The 21207-nt window shown below is 65.7% G+C and carries 16 protein-coding genes and 1 tRNA gene; 11 read left to right on the plus strand and 6 right to left on the minus strand.

Annotation, left to right across the window (positions count from 1 at the left end; all coding sequences use genetic code 11):
• Positions 1-28 precede the first annotated feature (28 nt).
• Complete coding sequence (gene orn / locus QUE25_RS12010) at positions 29-643, minus strand: oligoribonuclease (RefSeq protein WP_286268560.1); 615 nt, start codon at positions 641-643, stop codon at positions 29-31.
• 109 nt (positions 644-752) lie between these two features.
• On the opposite strand from orn, the gene QUE25_RS12015 reads away from it, so the two are divergent.
• The 6 genes from QUE25_RS12015 to ettA all read left to right on the plus strand — a co-directional run bounded on the left by QUE25_RS12015 (position 753) and on the right by ettA (position 8359).
• Positions 753-825, plus strand: a tRNA-Arg gene (locus QUE25_RS12015).
• A gap of 76 nt (positions 826-901) precedes the next feature.
• On the plus strand, positions 902-2464 hold the full coding sequence (locus QUE25_RS12020; protein WP_286265299.1) for a PrsW family intramembrane metalloprotease: 1563 nt from the start codon (positions 902-904) through the stop codon (positions 2462-2464).
• 62 nt (positions 2465-2526) lie between these two features.
• Positions 2527-4380, plus strand: a complete 1854-nt coding sequence (locus tag QUE25_RS12025) for a GTPase family protein (RefSeq protein WP_286265300.1) — start codon at positions 2527-2529, stop codon at positions 4378-4380.
• Positions 4380-6014, plus strand: a complete 1635-nt coding sequence (locus tag QUE25_RS12030; RefSeq protein WP_286265302.1) for a GTPase — start codon at positions 4380-4382, stop codon at positions 6012-6014. The genes QUE25_RS12025 and QUE25_RS12030 overlap by 1 nt, the downstream gene beginning before the upstream one ends.
• Positions 6015-6123: 109 nt before the next feature.
• A complete protein-coding gene (locus QUE25_RS12035; protein ID WP_286265304.1) occupies positions 6124-6546 on the plus strand; it encodes a single-stranded DNA-binding protein in 423 nt (140 codons plus the stop codon).
• 127 nt (positions 6547-6673) lie between these two features.
• Positions 6674-8359 carry an energy-dependent translational throttle protein EttA gene (gene ettA, locus QUE25_RS12040; RefSeq protein ID WP_286265314.1) on the plus strand — a complete coding sequence of 562 codons (1686 nt, stop codon included), beginning with the start codon at positions 6674-6676 and terminating at the stop codon, positions 8357-8359.
• Between the two features lie 18 nt (positions 8360-8377).
• Here the strand turns inward: ettA and QUE25_RS12045 are convergent, their stop codons facing one another.
• The gene (locus QUE25_RS12045; protein ID WP_286265316.1) at positions 8378-9115 is read right to left on the minus strand and encodes a FadR/GntR family transcriptional regulator; all 738 of its coding nucleotides are present in this window, start codon (positions 9113-9115) and stop codon (positions 8378-8380) included.
• A gap of 259 nt (positions 9116-9374) precedes the next feature.
• Between QUE25_RS12045 and QUE25_RS12050 the strand changes: the two genes are divergently transcribed.
• From QUE25_RS12050 to QUE25_RS12060, 3 genes are all read left to right on the plus strand, one after another.
• Complete coding sequence (locus tag QUE25_RS12050) at positions 9375-10553, plus strand: ABC transporter substrate-binding protein (protein ID WP_286265318.1); 1179 nt, start codon at positions 9375-9377, stop codon at positions 10551-10553.
• Between the two features lie 281 nt (positions 10554-10834).
• Positions 10835-11641 carry a carbohydrate ABC transporter permease gene (locus QUE25_RS12055; protein WP_286265320.1) on the plus strand — a complete coding sequence of 269 codons (807 nt, stop codon included), beginning with the start codon at positions 10835-10837 and terminating at the stop codon, positions 11639-11641.
• Positions 11641-12456 carry a carbohydrate ABC transporter permease gene (locus tag QUE25_RS12060; RefSeq protein WP_286265322.1) on the plus strand — a complete coding sequence of 272 codons (816 nt, stop codon included), beginning with the start codon at positions 11641-11643 and terminating at the stop codon, positions 12454-12456. Before QUE25_RS12055 ends, QUE25_RS12060 begins: the two co-directional genes overlap by 1 nt.
• A gap of 100 nt (positions 12457-12556) precedes the next feature.
• On the opposite strand, the gene QUE25_RS12065 is transcribed toward QUE25_RS12060, so the two are convergent.
• The 4 genes from QUE25_RS12065 to QUE25_RS12080 all read right to left on the minus strand — a co-directional run bounded on the left by QUE25_RS12065 (position 12557) and on the right by QUE25_RS12080 (position 18309).
• Positions 12557-13645 (minus strand): Gfo/Idh/MocA family protein, encoded by a 1089-nt coding sequence (locus QUE25_RS12065; RefSeq protein WP_286265324.1) that lies wholly within the window; start codon positions 13643-13645, stop codon positions 12557-12559.
• Entirely contained in the window at positions 13642-14697 is a 1056-nt protein-coding gene (locus QUE25_RS12070; protein ID WP_286265325.1) for a zinc-dependent alcohol dehydrogenase, read from the minus strand. Before QUE25_RS12070 ends, QUE25_RS12065 begins: the two co-directional genes overlap by 4 nt.
• A gap of 340 nt (positions 14698-15037) precedes the next feature.
• Positions 15038-17848, minus strand: a complete 2811-nt coding sequence (locus tag QUE25_RS12075) for an FAD-binding and (Fe-S)-binding domain-containing protein (RefSeq protein WP_286265327.1) — start codon at positions 17846-17848, stop codon at positions 15038-15040.
• A complete protein-coding gene (locus QUE25_RS12080) occupies positions 17845-18309 on the minus strand; it encodes a MarR family winged helix-turn-helix transcriptional regulator (protein WP_286265329.1) in 465 nt (154 codons plus the stop codon). Before QUE25_RS12080 ends, QUE25_RS12075 begins: the two co-directional genes overlap by 4 nt.
• Before the next feature lie 140 nt (positions 18310-18449).
• Here QUE25_RS12080 and QUE25_RS12085 point away from each other — a divergent pair, with 140 nt between their 5' ends.
• Positions 18450-20321: an AMP-dependent synthetase/ligase gene (locus QUE25_RS12085; RefSeq protein WP_286265331.1), complete on the plus strand. Its 1872-nt coding sequence runs from the start codon at positions 18450-18452 to the stop codon at positions 20319-20321.
• Positions 20318-21184, plus strand: a complete 867-nt coding sequence (locus tag QUE25_RS12090; protein WP_286265333.1) for an acyl-CoA thioesterase — start codon at positions 20318-20320, stop codon at positions 21182-21184. The genes QUE25_RS12085 and QUE25_RS12090 overlap by 4 nt, the downstream gene beginning before the upstream one ends.
• Positions 21185-21207: the final 23 nt, after the last annotated feature.

Genomic DNA, 21207 nt, shown 5'->3' on the forward strand with positions numbered 1-21207 from the left:
CGGCATACCGACGATCCGAGCGCTGGGCTCAGGCCTGCGCGGCGAAACCGGTCAGTGAGCCCTGACACTTGGCTGCAATGGCCCGAGCCGCGGTGCTGGTGGGGCCGGGCTGCGGGACGAAGACGGCCTCGCGGTAGTACTGCAACTCCTCGATCGACTCCTGGATGTCGGCGAGCGCCCGGTGGTTGCCGTTCTTGTCCGGAGCGTTGTAGTAGGCCCGCGGATACCAGCGTCGGGCCAGCTCCTTGATGCTGGAGACATCCACGTTGCGGTAGTGCAGATGGCCCTCGAGCTCGGGCATGTCCCGGGCGAGGAAGGCGCGGTCGGTGCCGACCGTGTTACCGGCCAGCGGGGCCTTCCGGGCATCGGGCACATAGGTCTTGATGTAGTCGAGCAGTTGCGCCTCGGCGTCGGCCATGCTCAGGGTTGCCTTCTCCAACTCGTCGAGAAGACCCGAATCGGAGTGCATCTTGAGCACCGTCTCGTTCATCTGCTCCAGTGCCTGCTGGGACGGCGGGATCAACAGGTCGAGGCCTTCGCCCTGCACCTTGAGCTCGCCATCGGTCACCAGTACCGCGACTTCGACCAAAGCATCGGTAGCCAGGTTGAGCCCGGTCATTTCACAGTCGATCCACACCAGCATGTCCATCACGTCCCTAAGGGTATGCCACTGCCGCGAAGCCGGAGAATCCGATGGTTGATCCAGCACCCGCGGGCGGATGGGCCGGGGGAGCATCCTCTAGACTGTCCGTGCCTCCGTAGCTCAGTGGATAGAGCATCCGCCTTCTAAGCGGCTGGCCGCGGGTTCGATCCCCGCCGGGGGCGCCGGGCGGGCCAGTGGGCACGGACTTGACCGTTCGCCGGAGCGGGGACGAGTTCAGGGCGCGATAGTCTTGCCCACATGACTGCTGACGCCAACACGTGGCGGCCTCCGGCCTCCACCATTCCCGTGCGGGCGACCGGACGCGGCGCTGCGGCTGTCGTCAGTCACGCTCCCGACGGCCGTGGGGAAGCCGGCCACGACGATCGGCCGGCCCAGTACCGGCGGCGGCAGAACGGCTTGGCCCAGCAGGTGGATCCGTCGCTCAAGTGGCATCAGCGCCTGCTTCGCAATCCCTACACCTGGATCGTCCTCGCGATGACGCTGGTCTACGCCGGCCTGTTGTTCACCGTCTACCGCACGGTCGGCGACGGGCTGATCGAAGAAGTCGGCGCGGTCACCAAGGAGGCGACCGGAAACCCGACGGTGCTGGTCTGGGGCCAGATCAATGAGGCCTACCTGAAGGTCATCCCGTTCGCCGCCGCGACGCTCGGCTGCTACGTGCTGCTGCTGGTCTTTCTGGACCGCTTGCGTCCCACTACCTGGTCGATGAAATGGCTCGCGCTCGGCTGGGGAGCCTGCGCGGCCGTCTTCATCTCGCTGCACGTCAACACCTGGGCCGGCGAATTGATGCGAGCCGAAGGCCCGGTGGATCCGTCTCAGGGCGCCCGGGCTGCGATCTTCTCGGCGCCCTTCGTCGAGGAAGCCGCGAAGGCGACCATACTTTTCTTCATCGCGATCGCCATGCGCAGGCGGATCGTCGGCGTCCATCAGGCGCTCACGCTGGCTGCCTTGTCAGCAGCCGGCTTCGCATTCAGCGAGAACGTCGTCTACTACATTCGCACCTACCTGTACGCGGTCACGATCTACGGCACCGACGCCGAAGCAGAGCTGCATCAGCTCTTCGTGCTGCGCGGGGTGGTGCTGTCGTTCGGGCATCTGCTGTTCACCTCGTTGACTGCGCTCGGCATGATCGCCGCCCTGACCAACCGCAGCAAGATCGTCCGTGTTCTGGCGCCGGTGGCCGGTTATCTCGCCGCGGCGTTCGGGCACATGCTCTTCAACGGGTTCGCATCGCTGTCCAGCAGCACGTTGGTGCTGATCATCGGCGGCTGGATCGGCGTCCTCGCGCTGGGCGTCTACACGATTTTCCGGTACGTCCACCAGACCCGCAACATCCGGGCCAGGCTCACCGAGCTGGTCGAGCTCGGCTGGCTACAGATCGATGATCCGGCCGAGATGAGCAAGCTGTTCGGGCGCTGGCGGATGGCCCTCGCCGCATTCCTGCGCGGTCCTCGGGTCTTCCGGGCCACCCTGCGCCTGCAGCGCAGCCTTACCGAGATCGCCTATCTGCGTGATGCCGAGATGCGCGGAATCGTCGATGCGATGGCGATCGAGCGTGAACGCGACCTCATCCTGGCCGCCGGTGAGGCCCGGGTCTGGGCGATCGATCACGTTCGTGGCGTCCCGTTCATCCCGCCGCAGTGGGGCGAAGCGGTACGCTCGCTCGTGCAACGCGTGAAGGACGCGCGCGCCGAGCGCCGGGCGCGCCGGGCGCGCAAGCAGCCGCCCCAGTCGTGGTCGCCACCCACCGGCGTTCCGGTGGCTACCGGTGGCGGAGGGTGGCCCGCACAGTGGCGTTGACGTGCCAAAGTGTCAGGTAGACGCCACAATGGGCGTGAACGGTTCGTATTGAGGAGGACGCGATGGAGTTGGCAGGGTCGCTGACCTCCTTGCGTTCGGCGTTGAGCCAGGCACGGTTCCCGCTGGCGTTGCCCGATCGCACGGCTGCCCAGACAACGATCCATCAGATCGTCAGTCAGCTCGACGACTACGTCCTGCCTCGACTGGTCAACCTGGAGGCGCCGCTGCTGGCTGTGGTCGGCGGTTCCACCGGCGCAGGCAAGTCCACACTGGTCAACTCGCTCATCGGACGCGTGGTCTCACAGCCAGGCGTCATCCGCCCCACCACCCGCTCGCCGGTGCTGATTCACAATCCGGACGACGGCCGCTGGTTCGACGACGACCGTGTGCTGCCCGGGCTGATCCGCTCCCGGGTCTCCAGCCGGGACCAGCGTTCGCTGCAGCTGGTGTCCGAACCGACGTTGCCCGCAGGGCTGGCGATCCTGGACGCCCCGGACATCGATTCGGTCGTCAAGGAGAACCGGCTGTTGGCCACCCAGCTTCTCGATGCGGCCGATCTGTGGCTGTTCGTCACCTCCGCGGCCCGCTATGCCGATGCGGTCCCGTGGGAATTCCTGCGCACCGCCGCCAGCCGGGGCGCCGCCATCTCGGTGGTGCTCGACCGGGTGCCTCCGGGGGCGATGGCTGTCGTGCCCGCCGACCTCGGACAGATGATGTCCGACCGGGGCCTGGCGGACGCTCCGCTGTTCGCGGTGCCGGAGACCGTCGTGGACGATCTGGGCCTGCTGCCCGATTCGGCGGTGGCTCCGGTCCGGACCTACCTGGCCACCCTGGCCGCCGACAAGGAATCCCGGGAACGCGTCGTCCGGCGGACTCTCGACGGAGCGATCGGCTCCCTCGTACAGCGCGCGCCTGAGGTCGCGAATGCCCTCGACAGCCAGCGAGAGGTCGCCGTGCAGCTGGCCAGTGACGCCCAGAAGGCGTTCGCGGAGGCTGCCCGCGCGGTCGCGGTGCAGTCGGCCGATGGCACCCTGCTGCGCGGCGAGGTGCTGTCACGCTGGCACGACTACGTGGGTACCGGTGACCTGATGCGCAGCCTCGACCAGGGCGTCAGTCGGCTGCGGGACCGAATCGCTGGTTTCTTCACGGGCAATTCGCAGCGCGCAGAGCGGGTCGGGGTCGCAGCCAGCAGCGGGCTGGAAGCCCTGATCAACGGGGAGGCGGCCGCCGCCGCCGAACGCGCCGTCGTCGCCTGGAAAGCCAATCCGGCCGGCCGGGAACTGATGGCCCGCTACCCGGAGCTGGTTCGTCCCGGCGACGAACTGGCGGGCTCGACTGCGCGCGCCATCCGCGACTGGCAGTCCGATGTGCTCGCACTGGTCGCGAACGAGGGCAAGGGCAAACGCACCTCCGCGCGGATCGCTGCGCTCAGCGTCAACGGGGTGGGCGCTGCCCTGATGCTGGTCATTTTCTTCAACACCGGCGGTCTCACCGGAGCCGAGGGCGGGGTTGCAGTCGGCACGACGGTACTGGCCCAGCGGCTGCTCGAATCCGTCTTCGGTGATGAGGCGGTGCGCAAGCTGGCGACGACAGCCAAACAGGAACTGGACGCGCGGGTCGAGGGCCTGATGGCCGGTGAACTGGTGCGCTTCACCCGCGTGATCGACGATCTGGGTATCGGACCCGACGATGCCGCCAATGTCCGGCAGGCGGTCGTCGAGGTCGAACGCGCCCGGGGTGCGGGTGGTCAGGCTCTGCGGCCGGGTTCGCCGGCGAGACCGGCCCTCGATGGTGCGCCCCACCAGGAACTGACCACCGGCAGCACCGCGGTTGAGATCGCTCAGGTCAACGCCGCGGATGCGGAGATCGTCGATGCCGAACTCGTGCACGACAACCGGCAGGATGGCAGCAACTGATGTCGAAACCCGAACGTGCAGCCGAATCCCTCGCCACCCGTGTTCAGGCCCTGAGCCGGGCCGCAGACCTCGCAGCCGGTCGGCTCAGTGACGACGTGGTGGACCAAGCTCGCCGAGTGACCCGCAAGGCCGACCGTCGGCTCGCGATCGCGGGCGACACCACTGTCATCGCGCTGGCCGGGGCGACCGGGTCGGGAAAGTCCAGCCTGTTCAACGCGATCTCCGGCACCCGGCTCGCCGAGCCGGGACTCAAGCGTCCGACCACCAACAGATCGATGGCCGCTTACTGGGGTGCGCAGCTGCCGCACGAGCTCTTGGACTGGCTCGACGTGCCGCGCCGTCACTTGGTGCAAGGCGACGACCCGGTGCTGAATGGTCTCGTCCTCATCGACCTACCCGACCACGATTCGACGGTCGCGGCCCATCGCGCCGAGGCCGACCGGCTCGTCGAACTCGTCGACATGCTGGTGTGGGTGGTCGACCCCCAGAAGTACGCGGACGCCACGCTGCACAACGACTACCTGAAGCCGCTCGCCGACCATGCCGGCGTGATGCTCGTGGTGCTTAACCAGGCCGACCGGCTGACCGGTGACCAGCTGCGCGAGACCATGCGCGATCTGCGGGGATTGCTCGACTCCGAGGGCTTGAGCAAGACCAGCTGCGTCGCCGCCTCCGCCTTGACCGGCATGGGCATCGAGACGCTGCGCAAGACGATCGCCACGACCGTGCGTGAGAAGAAGACCGCGGCGAACCGGTTGTCGTCCGACATCTCAAGCGTGGCGCATTCGATGAAGACCGAGTTCGGGGACGCCAAAGTGCCCACGAAGGTGCCCGAAGCCAGGGCGCGCGAGTTGAACAAGGCGCTCGCCGAGGCCGCCGGAGCGAGCATCGTGCGGGACGCCGTGCTGAAATCGATGCGCCACAGGGGAGGCCTGGCCACCGGTTGGCCGGTCACCAAGTGGCTGCGCCGGTTCACGCCGGACCCACTACGCATGCTGCATCTCGATCGCGCGGTGCCACGCGGCAAGAAACGACCCGACGAACTAGAACCGGCATCGGTGCAGCGCACAAGCCTGCCGACCGCGGGTGGTGTGCAGACCGCGCGGGTCGACATCGCGTTGCGGGGTCTGGCCGCCTCATCGAGCCAGGGCCTGCCCGACGGCTTCGCGACAGCGGTCCGGGAGGCTACGCTGGCCCACCGCAATGACCTGCCGGACGAACTCGATCGCGCTGTCGGTGCCACCGATCTGGCGATGGAGCGGGGCCAGGGCTGGTGGACGGTCGTTCAGGTGCTGCAGTGGATCATCTTCGTCGCCGCGGTCGTCGGCGCCGGCTGGCTGCTGCTCGACCTGGTGCTGAACTATCTGCAGTTGCCGCAGCTGCCCGTCGTCCGGGTGGGGCGCGCACCGCTGCCGACGGTGATGCTATTGGGCGGTGCCCTGCTCGGCATGCTGGTAAGCCTGATTTCGCGGGCCGGAGTGGAACTGGACGCGAGAGCCAAGGGTGGCCGCGCCGAACGCGCACTCACCCGTTCCATCGTTGACGTCGCCGACCGGCTGGTGATTTCCCCAGTCAACGGCGAACTGACGCGGTTCAACCAGGGACGCCAGGAGGCATCGCGGGCCATCGGCTGAGCCTTGCCAGGCGGTCATCTCACGGAGTTATCCACAGCTGGCGACGTCTTTGACCGATTCGGGGTGCTAGTCACCAATCATTGGGGTCCAACGAGAAAGGACCCCCATGATGGATGCGTACATCACCGTTTCGGGAAACCTCGGCACCGACGTCGAGCACCGGGCAACCGACAACTACAGCAGGGCGAGCTTCCGGTTGGCCAGCACACCCCGGATACGCCGCGGTGACGACTGGATCGATGGCCACACCACCTGGGTGAACATCGAATGCACCAACCGGCTGGCCGACAACGCGCGCGACTCGCTGGCCAAGGGTGACCCGGTGGTCGTCTTCGGCCGGCTGCGCACCAAGGTCTGGGAATCCGAGGGCACCAAACACGAACGGATGGTCATCGAGGCCAGCTCGATCGGCCACGACCTGAGCCGCGGCACCACCGCCTTCACCCGGATCGCCTGGGCCCGGCAGCCGGAGGAGGCTGATCCGGGACGCGACGATGGCGACGTGGAGCCGAGCAGCGAACTGGCCGGCTGAATCCGGGACTGCCGCGATGATTCGGTTGGCTTGGCAGGTGCGGCATAATGGACGGGCACCACCCCACCTGCCCAGATCGTCCGGCCTGCCCGACGGTCACGCTGCGAACGAAGGAAGCACGCGCCGAATGGCCGAGTTCATTTACACCATGCACAACGTCCGCAAGACGATCGGGGACAAGTTGATCCTGGACAATGTCACCCTCTCGTTCCTTCCGGACGCCAAGATCGGCGTCGTCGGCCCGAACGGGGCCGGCAAGTCCACGCTGCTCAAGGTGATGGCAGGTTTGGAGCCCATCAACAACGGTGACGCTCAGCTGGCCAAGGGTGCGACAGTCGGCATCCTCATGCAGGAGCCGCCACTGACCGAGGGCAAGACCGTCTTGGAGAACATCGAGGAGGGCGTCTCCGAGGTCAAGTCAATGCTTCGCCGATTCAACGAGATCTCGGAGGCGATGGCCGATCCGGACGCCGACTTCGACACCCTGCTGGCCGAGATGGGCGAGCTGCAGACCGAGCTCGACGCCCGCGATGCCTGGGATGTCGATTCCCGTCTCGAGCAAGCCATGGATGCGCTGGGTTGCCCGCCGCCGGACACCATCGTCGATGTGCTGTCGGGCGGTGAGCGGCGCCGCGTGGCATTGTGCAAGTTGCTGCTGCAACAGCCCGATCTGTTGCTGCTCGACGAGCCCACCAACCACCTGGACGCCGAATCGGTAGCTTGGCTGGAAGGTCACCTGAAGAGCTACCCGGGAGCGGTGCTGTGCATCACTCACGACCGTTACTTCCTCGACAACGTGGTGGGATGGATCTGTGAGATCGACCGCGGACGCCTGTATCCCTACGAGGGCAACTACTCGACCTACCTCGAGACCAAGCGCAAGCGTCTGACCATCGAGGGTCAGAAGGATGCCAAGCGAGCCAAGATCTTGGAGCGCGAACTCGAGTGGGTGCGCTCGTCGCCCAAAGCCCGGCAAGCCAAGAACAAGGCCCGCCTGGCCCGCTACGAGGAACTGGCCGCCGACGCCGAACGCAACCGTAAGCTCGATCCCGCCGAGATCAACATCCCGCCGGGTCCGCGGCTGGGCAGCCTGGTGCTCGAGGTGAACGATCTGCACAAGGCCTTCGACGACCGGGTGCTGATCAGCGGATTGACGTTCGACCTGCCGCGCGCCGGCATCGTCGGTGTGATCGGCCCGAACGGCGTCGGCAAGACCACGCTGTTCAAGATGATCGTCGGCGAGGAGCAGCCGGATTCGGGCACCCTGAAGGTCGGTGAGACCGTCAAGATCAGCTACGTCGACCAGGGCCGGGAAGGGCTGGATCCCGAGAAGAACGTCTGGGAGGTCGTCTCGGACAGGCTCGACTACATCAAGGTGGGCAGCTTCGAGGTGCCCAGCCGCGCCTATGTGGCGTCCTTCGGTTTCAAGGGTCCCGATCAGCAGAAGCCGTCCGGCGTGCTGTCGGGCGGTGAGCGTAACCGGCTGAACCTGGCTCTGACCCTGAAGCAGGGCGGCAATCTGCTGCTCCTCGACGAGCCGACCAACGACTTGGATGTCGAGACGCTGCAGAGCCTCGAAGATGCGCTGCTGGAATTTCCCGGCTGTGCCGTGGTGATCTCCCACGACCGCTGGTTCCTCGACCGGGTGGCCACCCACATCCTTGCCTGGGAAGGTGAGGACGACCACGGTCTGCCGCGCTGGTTCTGGTTCGAGGGCAACTTCGCCGACTACGAGAAGAACAAGCTGGAGCGGCTCGGCGAGGAGGCTGCGCGTCCGCACGCCAGCAAGCACCGTCGATTGATGCGCGACTGATCAGCCTCGGGGCTCTGATCAACCTCGGGGCTGGGGACTGCTGTTGCCCAGCTCTTCGGCCGATTGCAGGACGATGTCGAGGCAGGCCGTCACCGCGGTTGGGGCATCTCCTGATGCAATCGCGGTGGCGAGCTCGAGGTGCCGGTGGCTGGCCTGCGGGTCGGGGATGATGGGCATCAACCCCAGCCGGTACTTGCCGGCAAGGATCTCGTTCAAGATCTGCTCGAGGCTCGCGAACAGCGGGTTGCCCGACGACTGCAGCAGCAATCTGTGGAAGACCACGTCGGCTTCGACGAACTCGTCGACCTTGCCCATCGAACCGGATTCGACCATGCGGGCCGCCAGTCGGATCATCTCGGCCGCGCGATCGGAGTCGATCCGCTCCGCAGCGAGCCTCGCGGCTTGTGGCTCGACTGCCGTGCGCAGCTCGACCAGTGAACGGAACTGTTCGTCCCGTTGGGCTGGATCGTCCAGCCGCCAGGCGATCACATCGGGCGCGAACGCGTTCCACCGGCTGGGATCTTGCACCACGGTGCCGCGGTGCTTGCGGGACTGTACGAGCCCGTTGCCGGACAAGGCGCTCATCGCCTCGCGGATGACCGAGCGCGATACGTCCAGCTGATCGGCGAGTTCGTCCATCCGCAGTACCGTCCCGCCGGGCCAGCGCCCGGTGACGATCTGCTTACCGAGTTGCTCGATCACCTCGCGCTGCAACAGGCCTCCCGAGGGGCTGGGCGTCGGCTGTGCTGCGGACACTGCGTCTCCAATCTGATTGGTTACGGCTTGGCCACCATTTCTGTGAAGAGCTTCACAGCTCGATAAGTCTGATTTATTCTAGGTCATGCCGCGGATGTGCAAGCGTATCCGTGGGTAACTCAACGTTGAGTAGACAATCAAAGGAGATGCAGTGAGACGCTTACATGCAATGGGTGTCACGTTCGCACTGGCTGTTCCCCTCGTGGTATCGGGATGTGGGGGAGGGGAAGCTGCGCAAGCGCCGAGCGACACCGTGCGAGTGACGCTTGCCAATCACGTCTGGACCGAGAACATCAAGGCTCAGTTCGACGATTTCACCGCGCAGACCGGCCTGAAAGTGGAACTCACGCAGCTTGGCGAAGATCAGTTGTCTGATCAGTACAACGTCAAGCTCAACGCGGGCTCGTCCGATATCGACGTCATGATGTACCGGCCGCTGCAAGAGGGCAAGATGTTCGCCCGCAACGGATGGATGGCGGACCTGTCCGACAAGGTCACCAGCAACCCGGAATGGGATTGGGACGACTACCAGGCCGGTCCGGTCACCGCCACCACCTATGAGGGTCAGGTGGTCGGGGTGCCGATCATCACCGAGACGCAGGTGCTGTACTACCGCAAGGACCTGTTGGAGGCATCGGGATTCACCGCGCCACCGGCGACGATGGATGAGCTGAAGGAGATGTCTGCCAAGATCAATGAGGACAACCCGGGCGTTGCGGGCTTCGTCGCCCGCACCGGACGCACGGCCGCAGTCACGCAGTTCTCCAGCTTCCTGTTCAGCTACGGAGGCGACTTCGACGACGGTGCGGGCGTGGCGACCCTGGATACCCAGGCCGCCCATGATGCCTACGACATGTACGGGTCTTTGATCCGTGAGTACGGACCCGCCAATGTCAGCACCGACATGAGCTGGCCCGAGGCCATGGCCGTGTTCACCCAGGGCCAGGCAGGCTTCTATGTCGAGGCGAACTCGCTGTACAAGAACGCCACCGATCCGACGAAGTCCCAGGTCGCCGACACGGTCGGCTTCGCCGCGTTCCCCGCGGGCCCGGCCGGATCACGACCGTACAACATCCCGTCATGGGCGCTTGGAGTCAATGCCGGTTCCACGAACATCGACAATGCCTGGAAGTTCATCGAGTGGGCCACCAGCAAGGAGCAGACGCTGCTGAATCAGCAGGCGGGCGTGCCGAGTGCGCGCACCTCGGTCTGGGCGGATCCGCAAGCGACCCAGGACTACCCGCCGGATCTGTTGGCCGCCGCGCAAGCTGCCGCCGACGACGGTGTCGGTCATGATCGTCCGTTGGTCGTCCAGGTGGCGAAGGCTCGGGAGATCGTCGGTCAGCCGATCGTGGACTCGATCACTGGCAAGGATCTCGACGCGTCCCTGGCCGGCGCTCAGACCTCCTACCAGGCGTTCCTCGACGACGAGAAGTAGCAGGGCCGATCGGGCCGCCGGAGCCTTGGTACTGCCGGCCGGCCCGAGCGGGTCAATACCCAATCGGAGATGCACGAGACTGCTCGTGCATCTCCGATCTCAGTCCCTCATATTCGCTAAGGCGACACATGTCTGCTCCAATTGATAACCCGGCGTCCGGCCAAGCCGTCGCTGTGGACCAGCCCAGTCGGCCGCAACCGCGCCAAAGCACCTTCTCGCGCTGGGCCAATCGGCACCGCAAGTGGCTATTCGCAGCTCCCGCGATGGTATTCACGGCAGCAATGCTCATCTTTCCGCTCGTCTGGACGATCTACCTGAGCCTCACGAATGCTCAGGGCTCCGTGCGAGCACCCAAGTCCTTCATCGGCTTCGACAACTACATCGATGTACTCACCGACACCGAGCGCTTCTGGCCGGCCGTCGGGCGCACCCTGGTGTTCACCGTGGGAGTGCTGATTGCCCAGATGGTTCTGGGCATGTGCATCGCGCTGCTGCTCCGCAGATCGTTCCGTGGCCAGGGCATCGTCCGGGTGGCGATTCTGTTGCCCCTGGTCGCCACGCCGGTAGCGGTCGGCATGATGTGGAGACTGATATTCGACCCGAACATCGGTCCCGCTAACTACCTGCTCAGTTTCGTCGGGCTTGGTCCGTTCTCCTGGCTGGCAGGGGAGCGGACAGCATTGCCGACCACGATGCTCATCGATGTTTGGCAGTGGACTCCCATGGTGGCGCTGATCCTGCTGGCAGGCTTGACATCATTGTCCGACGAGGTCGATGAAGCGGCCGCGATCGACGGCGCCAGCACCTGGCAGCGATTCTGGTTCGTGACTCTTCCGCTGGTTTGGCCGAGCGTGCTGGTGGCGTTGCTGCTGCGCGGCATCGACGCGCTCAAGACCTTCGACATCTTGTATGCGACCAAGGGACGTGGCGGGGGATCCTTCCACGAGGTCGAGACGCTCAACGTCTATGCGTACGGCCTGAGCTTCGACTACAACGAGTATGGTGTCGCGTCCACTGTGCTCATCTTGTTCTTCGCGCTGATCATCGCGGCGATGCTGGCGCTCACCTCGCGGACCAAGGAGCGATGATGCGAGTCTCAAGTGGATACCGCGTCTTCCGTATCGTGGCGATCGCGTTGCTGCTGTTCATCATGCTGATGCCGCTGGCATGGATGGTGCTCAGCTCGTTCAAGACCAATGTGCAGATCTACGACACCGCAACGGTCTTCAGATTCACCCCGACCATGGAGAACTACCAGAAGGTCTTCCAGCAGGCGAACTTCGGCAAGTTCATGTGGAACAGCTTCCTGGTCGCCGCATTGTCGACGGGTATTTCGCTGGTGCTCGGAGTGCCGGCCGCCTACTCCATGAGCCGTTTCGTGATGAAACGGCAGGCGGTGGTCGTGCTGATGGCCCGCGTCATCCCCGGTGTTTCCCTGCTCGTGCCGTGGTACTACCTGTTCAGCAATCTGCGGATGGTCGGTGGCTACGGCGTCTTGATCCTGTCGCACATGTTCGTCGCGCTGCCGCTGATTCTGTACATCATGATGGGCTTCTTCGACGGCATGCCGACCGAATTGGAGGAGGCGGCTCAAGTCGACGGACTCACCCCGATCGGTGCGATGTGGCATATCACGCTGCCGATGAGCACGCCCGGGATCGCGACCGCATCGATCCTGTCGTTCATCTTCAGCTGGAACAACTTCATGTTCGCTCTGGTGCTGTCGGGAGCCGATACCAAGACCCTGCCGGTGGCGATCTTCGACTTCATCGGCTACGCCAGCATCGACTGGGGCGGGCTGATGGCGGCCGCCAGCGTGGTGACCCTGCCGATCATGGTCATCGCGTTGTTCTTCCAGAAGTATGTGGTCACCGGCCTGACCGCGGGTGCGGTCAAGGGCTGAGGCCGAGACGTTCCGGCCCCCGAGGTTCGGCCGATCACGGGTACTCGCTACCGGTGATCGGCCGGCCTCGGGGGCCGGGTGCAGTCAGGACTACAACGACTCAGGACTGCAGCGGGAGCTTCACCCAGCCGTGCTCGGCCTGCGAGCGGTAGATGGCGGTGAACAGTTCGACCGTGCGGCGGCCGTCGTCCAGCGTGATCAGCGGCTCGCGGTCCTCGCGGATCGCCGACAGGAAATCGGCCAGCTGCTCACGGTGGAAGTAGTACATCGAATCCACCGAATTGAAGAACTCCGAGTCCTCGGCCTGGAGTTCGGCAAGCCGATCCTCTTCACGGGCGATCGTCCACAGATCATTGACCGGCGGCTCGGTGATGCCCGACATGCCCGCGATGAACATCGCACCGCCATCGGTTTGAACCCCGACACTGGCGCCATTCGATCCGTGCACCCGGACATTGCCGAACAGTGCCGGATTCTGCGAGTTGCTCACCACGATGTTGCCGAGCGCCCCACTGCGGAACCGGATCAGTGCCATGGCGGTGTCGTCCACCTCGAGATCGGGATGGTTGAGCGTGTCCCAGCAGCCCACCACCTCGTCGACCTCACCCATGTACCACAGCAGCAGGTCGAGTTGGTGCGGCGCCTGATTGACCAGTACACCGCCGCCCTCACCGGCCCAGGTGCCGCGCCAGGGATCGGAGCGGTAGTAGCCCATGTCGCGCCAGCCCAGCATGTTGACCGTGCCGAGGATCGGATGACCCAGCTTGCCGGCATCGATGGCCTGCTTGATGCGCATGGCCGGATGATAGAAGCGCCGCTGGCAGATCGTCGTGCCGATCACGCGGGACTGCTGGGCGGCGGCGATGATCGCATCGCAGTCGGCCAGCGTCGATGCCAGCGGCTTCTCGATGGCGATATGCAAGCCGAGCCGTGCCGCCTCGACCGCGTAGCTCTCGTGGTTGGGGTGCGGCGTGCAGATGCTTACCGCCTGCGCACCGGTCCGGTCGACCAGTTCGGCCAGCGAGTCGAAGCCGGGCACACCGTACTCGGCGCCGAAGGCCGCGCCGCGTCCCGGCCTGGTGCCCACCGCTCCGACGAACTCGCTGCCGTCCAGCGACTGGTAGCACTTGGCGTGGAAATGCCCGACTTTGCCGCAACCCAGCACCGCGGTCTTGATTGTGTCGCTCATGCGACGACCTCCTCGACCTCGGGCAGCAGCACGATCTTGTTGAGGCCCGGCTCACGGTTGTAGACTCGGGTGATCCATTCATGCCCGGCCGACAACGGCACCGATTTCGAGATCAGCGCCTCGACATCCACCTTGCCGTCGGCAATCAGCTGCAGGCATTCGTTGTACTCACCGGCCGATGCGCAGGTACCGAAGAGGCTGATCTGGCGGGTTACCACCCACTGCAGCGGGAAGCCGATGTGCTGTGCGAGATTGCCGATCAGCACCACCGAGCCGTCCAGCTTCACCGAACGGACGGACAGGTCGACGGTCGCTTCGATACCTGTGGCATCGAAGGCGATGTCGACGCCCTTGCCGCCGGGGGTTGCCGCCAACAGGCGTGCCAACGCATCGGGCGCAGCCGAGTTGATGACGGCGTCCGCACCATTGTCCAAGGCCGTCGCCAGCTTGGCGTCGTCGATGTCGACAGCGATGATCGGTCCTGCGCCCATGGCCTTGACGACCTGCAGCGTGAGCAGGCCGATCGTCCCGACTCCCACGATCACCGCGCTCATACCCGGCTTCACCGGGGTGCGGGTGGCCGCGTGGTAGGCGATGGCCAGCGGCTCGACCATCGCGGCCTGCACATAGCTGACCTCGTCGGGCAGCCGGTAGCAGATGTAGGCCGGTACCACGAGATAGTCGGCGAAGGCTCCGTCTCTGCGGTAGTCGTCGCAGGAGACGCCGAGCACCTGACGGTTGGTGCACAGATTCACGTTGCCCGCCAGACAGGCATCGCACTGGTTGCAATAGACCGTGGAGTCGAAGGTGACCCGGTCACCGACCGACCAGCCCTCGACGCCAGGGCCGACCGCTTCGATCTGGCCGGACGCCTCGTGTCCCATGATGTCGGGCGGCTGCCGTCGTCCCGATGAGCCGTCCATGCCGTGCACGTCGCTGCCGCATACCGCGCAGGCCTTCACCTTGATGAGCACCTCGCCGGTGCCCGGTGTGGGGGTGGGCACATCGAGATAGTCGAACTTGTTGTACTCGGTGAGCACCAATGCTTTCATGCCTGCGCCTCCTGCGACGACGTGGATGCCGGACGACCGTCGTGCGGGTCTACGTCTGTCGACGAGGTCCATTCTTGCGCAGCTGGCGCAGCAACCATAGGGGGTGCCACTTTCGTAGATCGTGCAGCATGTCGTTGATCGTGCAGTATGGAGCCGGCCGATGGGTGCGGGCGATGCCGCTCGGTGGCCGCGCCCCCATCTGGGCAGCGTCCCCCACAGAACGCTCGCCGTTGAGCAGTTCGCTTCTGTTGGAACGCGAGCGAACTGACTTATGGCGAGCGTCTGGGATGGACGGCGAGCGTTTGGGATGGACGGCGGACGGCGAGCGTCCGAGCGGCGGTCAGAGATGGGCGACGAGCAACTCGGCCATCGTGACTGCGGTCGAACCCTCCAGATCGGCGACCTGCTTGCGGCAGGAGAAGCCATCGGCCAGCACCACGGCCTCCGGCCCGGCAGCCCGGATCGCGGGGAGCAGATCGTGTTCGGCCACCTTGACCGAAACCTCGTAGTGGCCGCGTTCGACACCGAAGTTGCCTGCCAGGCCGCAGCACCCACCGAGTGTGACAACCCGGGCGCCGGTTCGCCGGAGCAGCGCCGCGTCGGCTTCCCAGCCCAGTACGGACGCGTGGTGGCAGTGCGGCTGAGCAACGATCGTGTGCCCGGCCAGGCTCGGTGGCTGCCAGTCGTCCAACGACCCCAGAAGTTCGGCGAGGGTGTGAATCGAATCCGCCACCACCGGCACGCGCACATCGTCCGGCAGCAGCTCGGGGGCATCCGAACGCCACACGGCCATGCAGCTGGGCTCCATGCCGACAATCGGAATGCCCTGCTCGGCTATCGGAGCCAGCACATCCAGCGCATGGGTCAGCTGGCGGCGAGCGCCGTCCAACTGGCCGGTGGTGATCCAGGTCAGCCCGCAGCAGGCATCCTGCGTGATGACCCGCGGCGTGAATCCCACGCTGACCAGCAGATTCAGCAGCGCTACCAGCTGGCCTCCGGCGAAGGCGTCGGTGAACGAATCGACCCAGACCGCGACCGGCCCACGCTTACCCGCAACCTCGCCCAGTTCGTAGTCCTGCTGGCTGGCGGCACGACCGACCCGGAAACGCGGCATCGGACGCCGCTGATCGACACCGGCAGCCGCCCGAACCAGATTGCTCAGGCCAGGGGTCTGCAGCGCGAAATTGCCCAGCACGCCCAGCCGCAGCTTGGTGACCAGTCGTCCCCAGCGCGGCAGCCAGCCCAGCGCATAGTGCGAAACCGGACGCAGCTTGCGCCGGTGCTTCTCGTAGAGCACCCGCGACTTGTAGGCAGCCATGTCGATGCCGGTGGGGCAGTCGCGACGGCAGCCCTTGCAGGCCAGGCACAGCTCCAAGGCTTCGGCCACCTCGGGAGAGGCCCAGCCCCCGGTGATCAGTTGACCGTTCAGCATCTCCTGCAGGACGCGTGACCGCCCGCGGGTGGCGTCCTTCTCATCCCCGGTCGCCTGGAAGCTCGGGCACATCACCCCGCCGGCCTTGGTGGTGTTGGCGCGGCACTTGCCGACGCCGGTGCACTGATGCACCTCGAGGGTGAACTCCGGGTTCTTCATGGCCAGCGGCGAGCGGCGCAACTGCGGAATCCGGAGATTGGCGTTGAGCGGCTCGGGATCGACCAGCATGCCCGGGTTGAGCAGATTCTGGGGGTCGAAGATCTGCTTCACCTGCCCGAACAGTGACAGCGCAGCGGGGGAGTACATCAACGGCAGCAGTTCGCTGCGCGCCCGGCCGTCACCGTGCTCGCCCGACATCGAGCCGCCGTAACGCGCCGCCAGCTCGCCGGCGGCGAACATGAAGTCGTGCAACAGTTGGGTGCCGTTCTCGGTGTTCAGCGGGAAGTCGATTCGGCAATGGACGCAGCCCTCACCGAAATGCCCGTACGGCAGCCCGTGCAGCCCGAAGCGGATCAGCAACTCATCGAAGTCGCGCAGGTAGGCACCCAGCCGCGGGGCGGGCACTGCCGAGTCCTCCCAGCCCGCATGCGCCGGGGCGTCCAGGGCGACCGCGGCCAAGCCGGCCGCATCGGTGCGGATCGTCCACAGCCGGGCGGCCTCGGCGGCATCGGGCACTACCCAGCCCTCGATGGCACCGGACGCGTCCACCATGGCCTGGGCGCGCTGGGCGATCTCCGCGGCGTCATCGCCGACTAACTCGATGAACAGCCACGCCTCCCCGGCCGGCAGCGGCGGCACGGCGTGCGGCCCGATGCGCTCGGCGACCACATTCGACAGCCGCCGGTCCATACCCTCGCAGGCGGTCGGGCGGTACGGCAGGATACGCTCCATGGCGTCCGCACCGTCGGCCATGGTCGGGTAGCCAAGAGCCACCGTCGTCTTCAGCGGGGCATCGCGCACCAGGCGAACGGTGGCCCTGGTGATGATGCCCAGGGTGCCTTCGGTGCCGGCGAAGAAGCTCGCCACATCGAAATTCCGCTCGGGCAGCAGATGCTCCATGCTGTACCCCGACACCTGACGCGAGAAGGTCCCGAACTCGGTGCGGATGGTGGCCAGATTGTCCAGCACCAGCGCGCGCAGCTTGTCGAGAAGACTGCCGTGGGCGTCCGGACGAAGGGTCAGCAGCTCACCGGTGCCGGTGATGATCTCGAGCTCGACGATGTTGTCGGCACTGCGCCCGTATCCCAGCGCGCGGGGTCCGCAGGCGTTGTTTCCGATCATGCCGCCGACCGTGCAGCGGTTCGAGGTGGACGGGTCGGGGCCGTACCGCCAGCCGTGCGGATTGACCTCTTTTTGCAGCATGGCCTGCACGACGCCGGGTTCGATGACCGCGGTGCCGGCCTCGATGTCGACCGAGAGCACCTTGTTCAGGTACCGGGAGGTGTCGATCACCAGTCCGGGACCGACCGCATTGCCCGCGCAGGAGGTGCCGGCCCCGCGTCCGGTGATCGGCAACCCGACGGCCAGGCCGGCGCGCACCAGCTCGATCAGCTCGTCGGTGGTTCGCGGCGTCGCGACGACCTCGGGCACGACGCGGTAGAGCGAGGCATCCGTCGAATACAGTGCCCTCGCGAGCGTTGACTGGTCGAGGCAGGACGGATCACTGAGCTGAGCGCGCAGTTCGGCGACCTTGTCGAGTGTGGCGGCCGGCGCGCTCACTTCTTGGCCCCAGCAGCATCCAGCACAGCCTGCATGGCCCTGCCGAGCCCTTCCCAGTCGTCCTCGGCGATTGGGTCGATCAACACCCGCCGAACCGAAGCGACGTGATCGGGAGCCGCGGTCTTGAGCAGCTCGAAGCCCTTGTCGGTGAGTCGGGCGATGACCCCGCGGCGATCATGGGCGGCGGTCTCCCGCACGATCAGCCCCTCGGCCTCCATGCGGTTGACGGTATGTGTGAGTCGCGAGCGGGATTGGTTGGATCCCTCGGCCAGCTGCGACATGCGGATGGAGTGACCCGGTGATTCCGAGAGCACGACGAGCACCTCGTATTCATTGAGATCGAGATTGTGCGGGCGCAAGTCGGCATTGAGTTGCTCATTTATCCGCGCGCAGGCATTCAGCCAGTTGCGCCATATAACTTGCTGGGACGGCGTCAGCCAGCGGACTTCCTGCTCGGACATGGCGACTATCCTAACGGCGCAGTTGAAGAGTGAATCATGGGGGTGGCGATGCGCGGCGGGCTCATACCTTGCTGAGCGTTAGGATCAGATGCCAGCAGATGACCTTCCGCTGCCCGGGCCGGCAGCCAACGAGGAGCGTAATGAACGCCAACGCACAGCAAGTCGCCGACACGATTCTCGCGCAGTGTGCTTCTGACTACCCAACGATGTTCCGCGACAGGGTCGCCGCAGACCCGGCCAAGGTCGCTTTCACCGTGCCCGATGGCGACGGCTGGCGTGACGTCACATGGGGTGAGGTGCGCGGGGTCGTCGACCGTGCCGCTGCCGGGTTCCTCTCCTTGGGTCTGCAGTACGAGCAGCGGGTCGCCATAGCGTGTGCCACCCGGCTGGAGTGGATCGAGGCCGACCTGGCCGTCGCCTGCGCCGCTGCCGCGACCACGACGGTCTACCCGAATACCAATGTCGAGGACATGAGCCACATCGTCCGCGATTCGGGCTCGGTGATGATGGTGCTCGAGAACAACGCGCAACTCACCAAGGTGCACCAAGCCCCCGAACTGGACGCCCAGTTGCACCACATCATCCTCATCGATGACGACCGGCCGGCCGATGCCCATGCCGACGACCGGGTGATCGTCTGGCACGACCTGCTCGACCGGGGCGCGGCCTATCTGGCCGAACATCCCGCCTGCGTGGACGAGTCCATCGGCACCTTGGGCCCGGACTCGCTGTCCACCCTGATCTACACTTCCGGCACCACCGGCAATCCCAAGGGCGTCGAACTGCTGCATCGCAGCTGGGCCTACGAGGGGGCGGCCATGGCCTACCTCGACTTCGTCCACGAGGACGATGTGCTCTACCTGTGGCTGCCGCTCAGCCACGTCTTCGGCCGCGACCTGATCTCGGTGCAGCTGTCGATCGGTTTCCGTTCGGTCGTCGACGGACGGGTCGACCACATCGTCGACGGACTCGCTCTGACCCACCCGACGATCCTGGTCGGCGTCCCGCGCATCTTCGAGAAGGTGCGTGCCGCCGTGATGACCATGTATCCCCAAAACGGTGTCAAGGGACGCATCTCCCGGTGGGCGTTCAAGGTGGGTCGTGAGTCGCGCCCCTACCGGCTGGCCGGTCGTCCGCTGCCGCGGGTGCTGCGGCTGCAGTACGCCGTCGCCGACAAGCTGGTCTTCAGCAAGCTCAAGGCCAGGCTGGGCGGGCGGATGCGGTTCATGATCTCCGGATCGGCCAAACTCTCCCGGCAGGTGCAGGAGTGGTTCTACAGCGCCGACATCACCATCGTCGAAGGCTTCGGCGCCACCGAGACCGCGGCCATCACCTTCCTCAACCTGCCGGATCGTCCGCGTTTCGGCACGGTCGGACCGGTGATCCCAGGCCTGCAGACCAAGCTCGACGACGACGGCGAGGTGCTGGTCTCCGGACCGACCATCGCCCGCGGCTATCACCATCTGCCCGAGGAGACCCGGGAGGCCTTCGATGACGGCTGGTATCGCACCGGTGATATCGGCGTGCTGGATTCCGACGGCTATCTGACGATCACCGATCGCAAGAAGGACCTCTTCAAGACCTCGAACGGCAAGTTCGTCGCCCCGCAGAAGATCGAGAACGCGGTCATGGCGAACATCCCTTACGTCAGTCAGGTGGTTGCGATCGGGCAGGACCGCAAGTTCGTGAGCGCGCTGATCACGCTGGACGAGCCGCAACTGCGCAAATGGGCCGAGCGCCGCGGCAAGGAGAACATGTCGTACGCCGAGCTGACCCAGGACCCGGCCATCCACGCCTCGATCGACCGGTTCATGCGCAAGGTCAACACCCGGCTGGAGCGCTGGGAACAGATCAAGCGCTACACAATCCTGCCGGCAGAGCTCAGCATGGCCGACGGCACCCTGACCCCCAGCCTGAAGGTGCGCCGCGATGAGGTGAACTCGGCTTACGCCGACGCGATCAACGCGATGTACGCCGACGACGCGCCGATGTCCGATCTCGTACCGCGATGACCGGGGTTTTCGTCGCTGACGTTCAGCTGCGCTGGACCGATCTGGACGCCCAGGGCCATGTCAACAACGTCATGGTGGCCGACTATCTGCAGCAGGCGCGCGCCGAGTTCATGCTGTCGGGTGATGCCGGCGAGATGATCGAGGACGGCCTTGTGGTGGTCGCCCATCAGATCTCCTACCGCAACCCGATCCACTACAGCGACGATCCGTTGCGCGCCGAGCTGTGGGTGGCCGAGGTGGGCGCCGCACGCCTGGTGATCGCCTACCGGCTGATCCAGGACGACAGCCTGTGCGTCGAGGCGCGCACGGTCTTGTGCCCCTACGACTTCGAGCGGATGGTGCCGCGGCGGCTCACCCGCCGGGAGCGCGGGTTCTTCACCGCCTGGCTGGACGAGAACACCGCGCCGCTGCCCGAGCTGGTTGCTCCCGAACTCGCGGGCCGGGGCAAGATCACCCCGGTGCAGGTGCGCTGGTCGGACCCCGACCGCTATCAGCACGTCAACAATGTGCGCTATCTCGACTATGTGCTGGCCGGGCGAGTGGACATGACCTCCCACGCCGATCCGTCGATGGCCCGGGTCGCGATGGGCAACGCCGATGCGGCGCGCTGGTTGATCGCTCGGCAGGACATCGACTATCTGGTGCAGATGATGTTCCGGCTGGAGCCGTTCCATGTGCTGACTGCGCCGGTTCACCTGGGCACGAGTTCGATCGTGCTGGCCACCGAGATCGTCGATCCGGACGACGGCATCGTCCATGCCAAGGCCCGCACCGTGCTCGTCTGTGCCGATGAGGCCGGCCACAAACGTCCCTTGCCCGATGCCGCCCGCGCGGCGCTGGAAAAGCTACTGACCACCCAGTGAGTTCGCCAGACTGATACGACGCA

The organism is Brooklawnia propionicigenes, from assembly GCF_030297015.1.
In the GTDB taxonomy this organism is placed as follows: domain Bacteria; phylum Actinomycetota; class Actinomycetes; order Propionibacteriales; family Propionibacteriaceae; genus Brooklawnia; species Brooklawnia propionicigenes.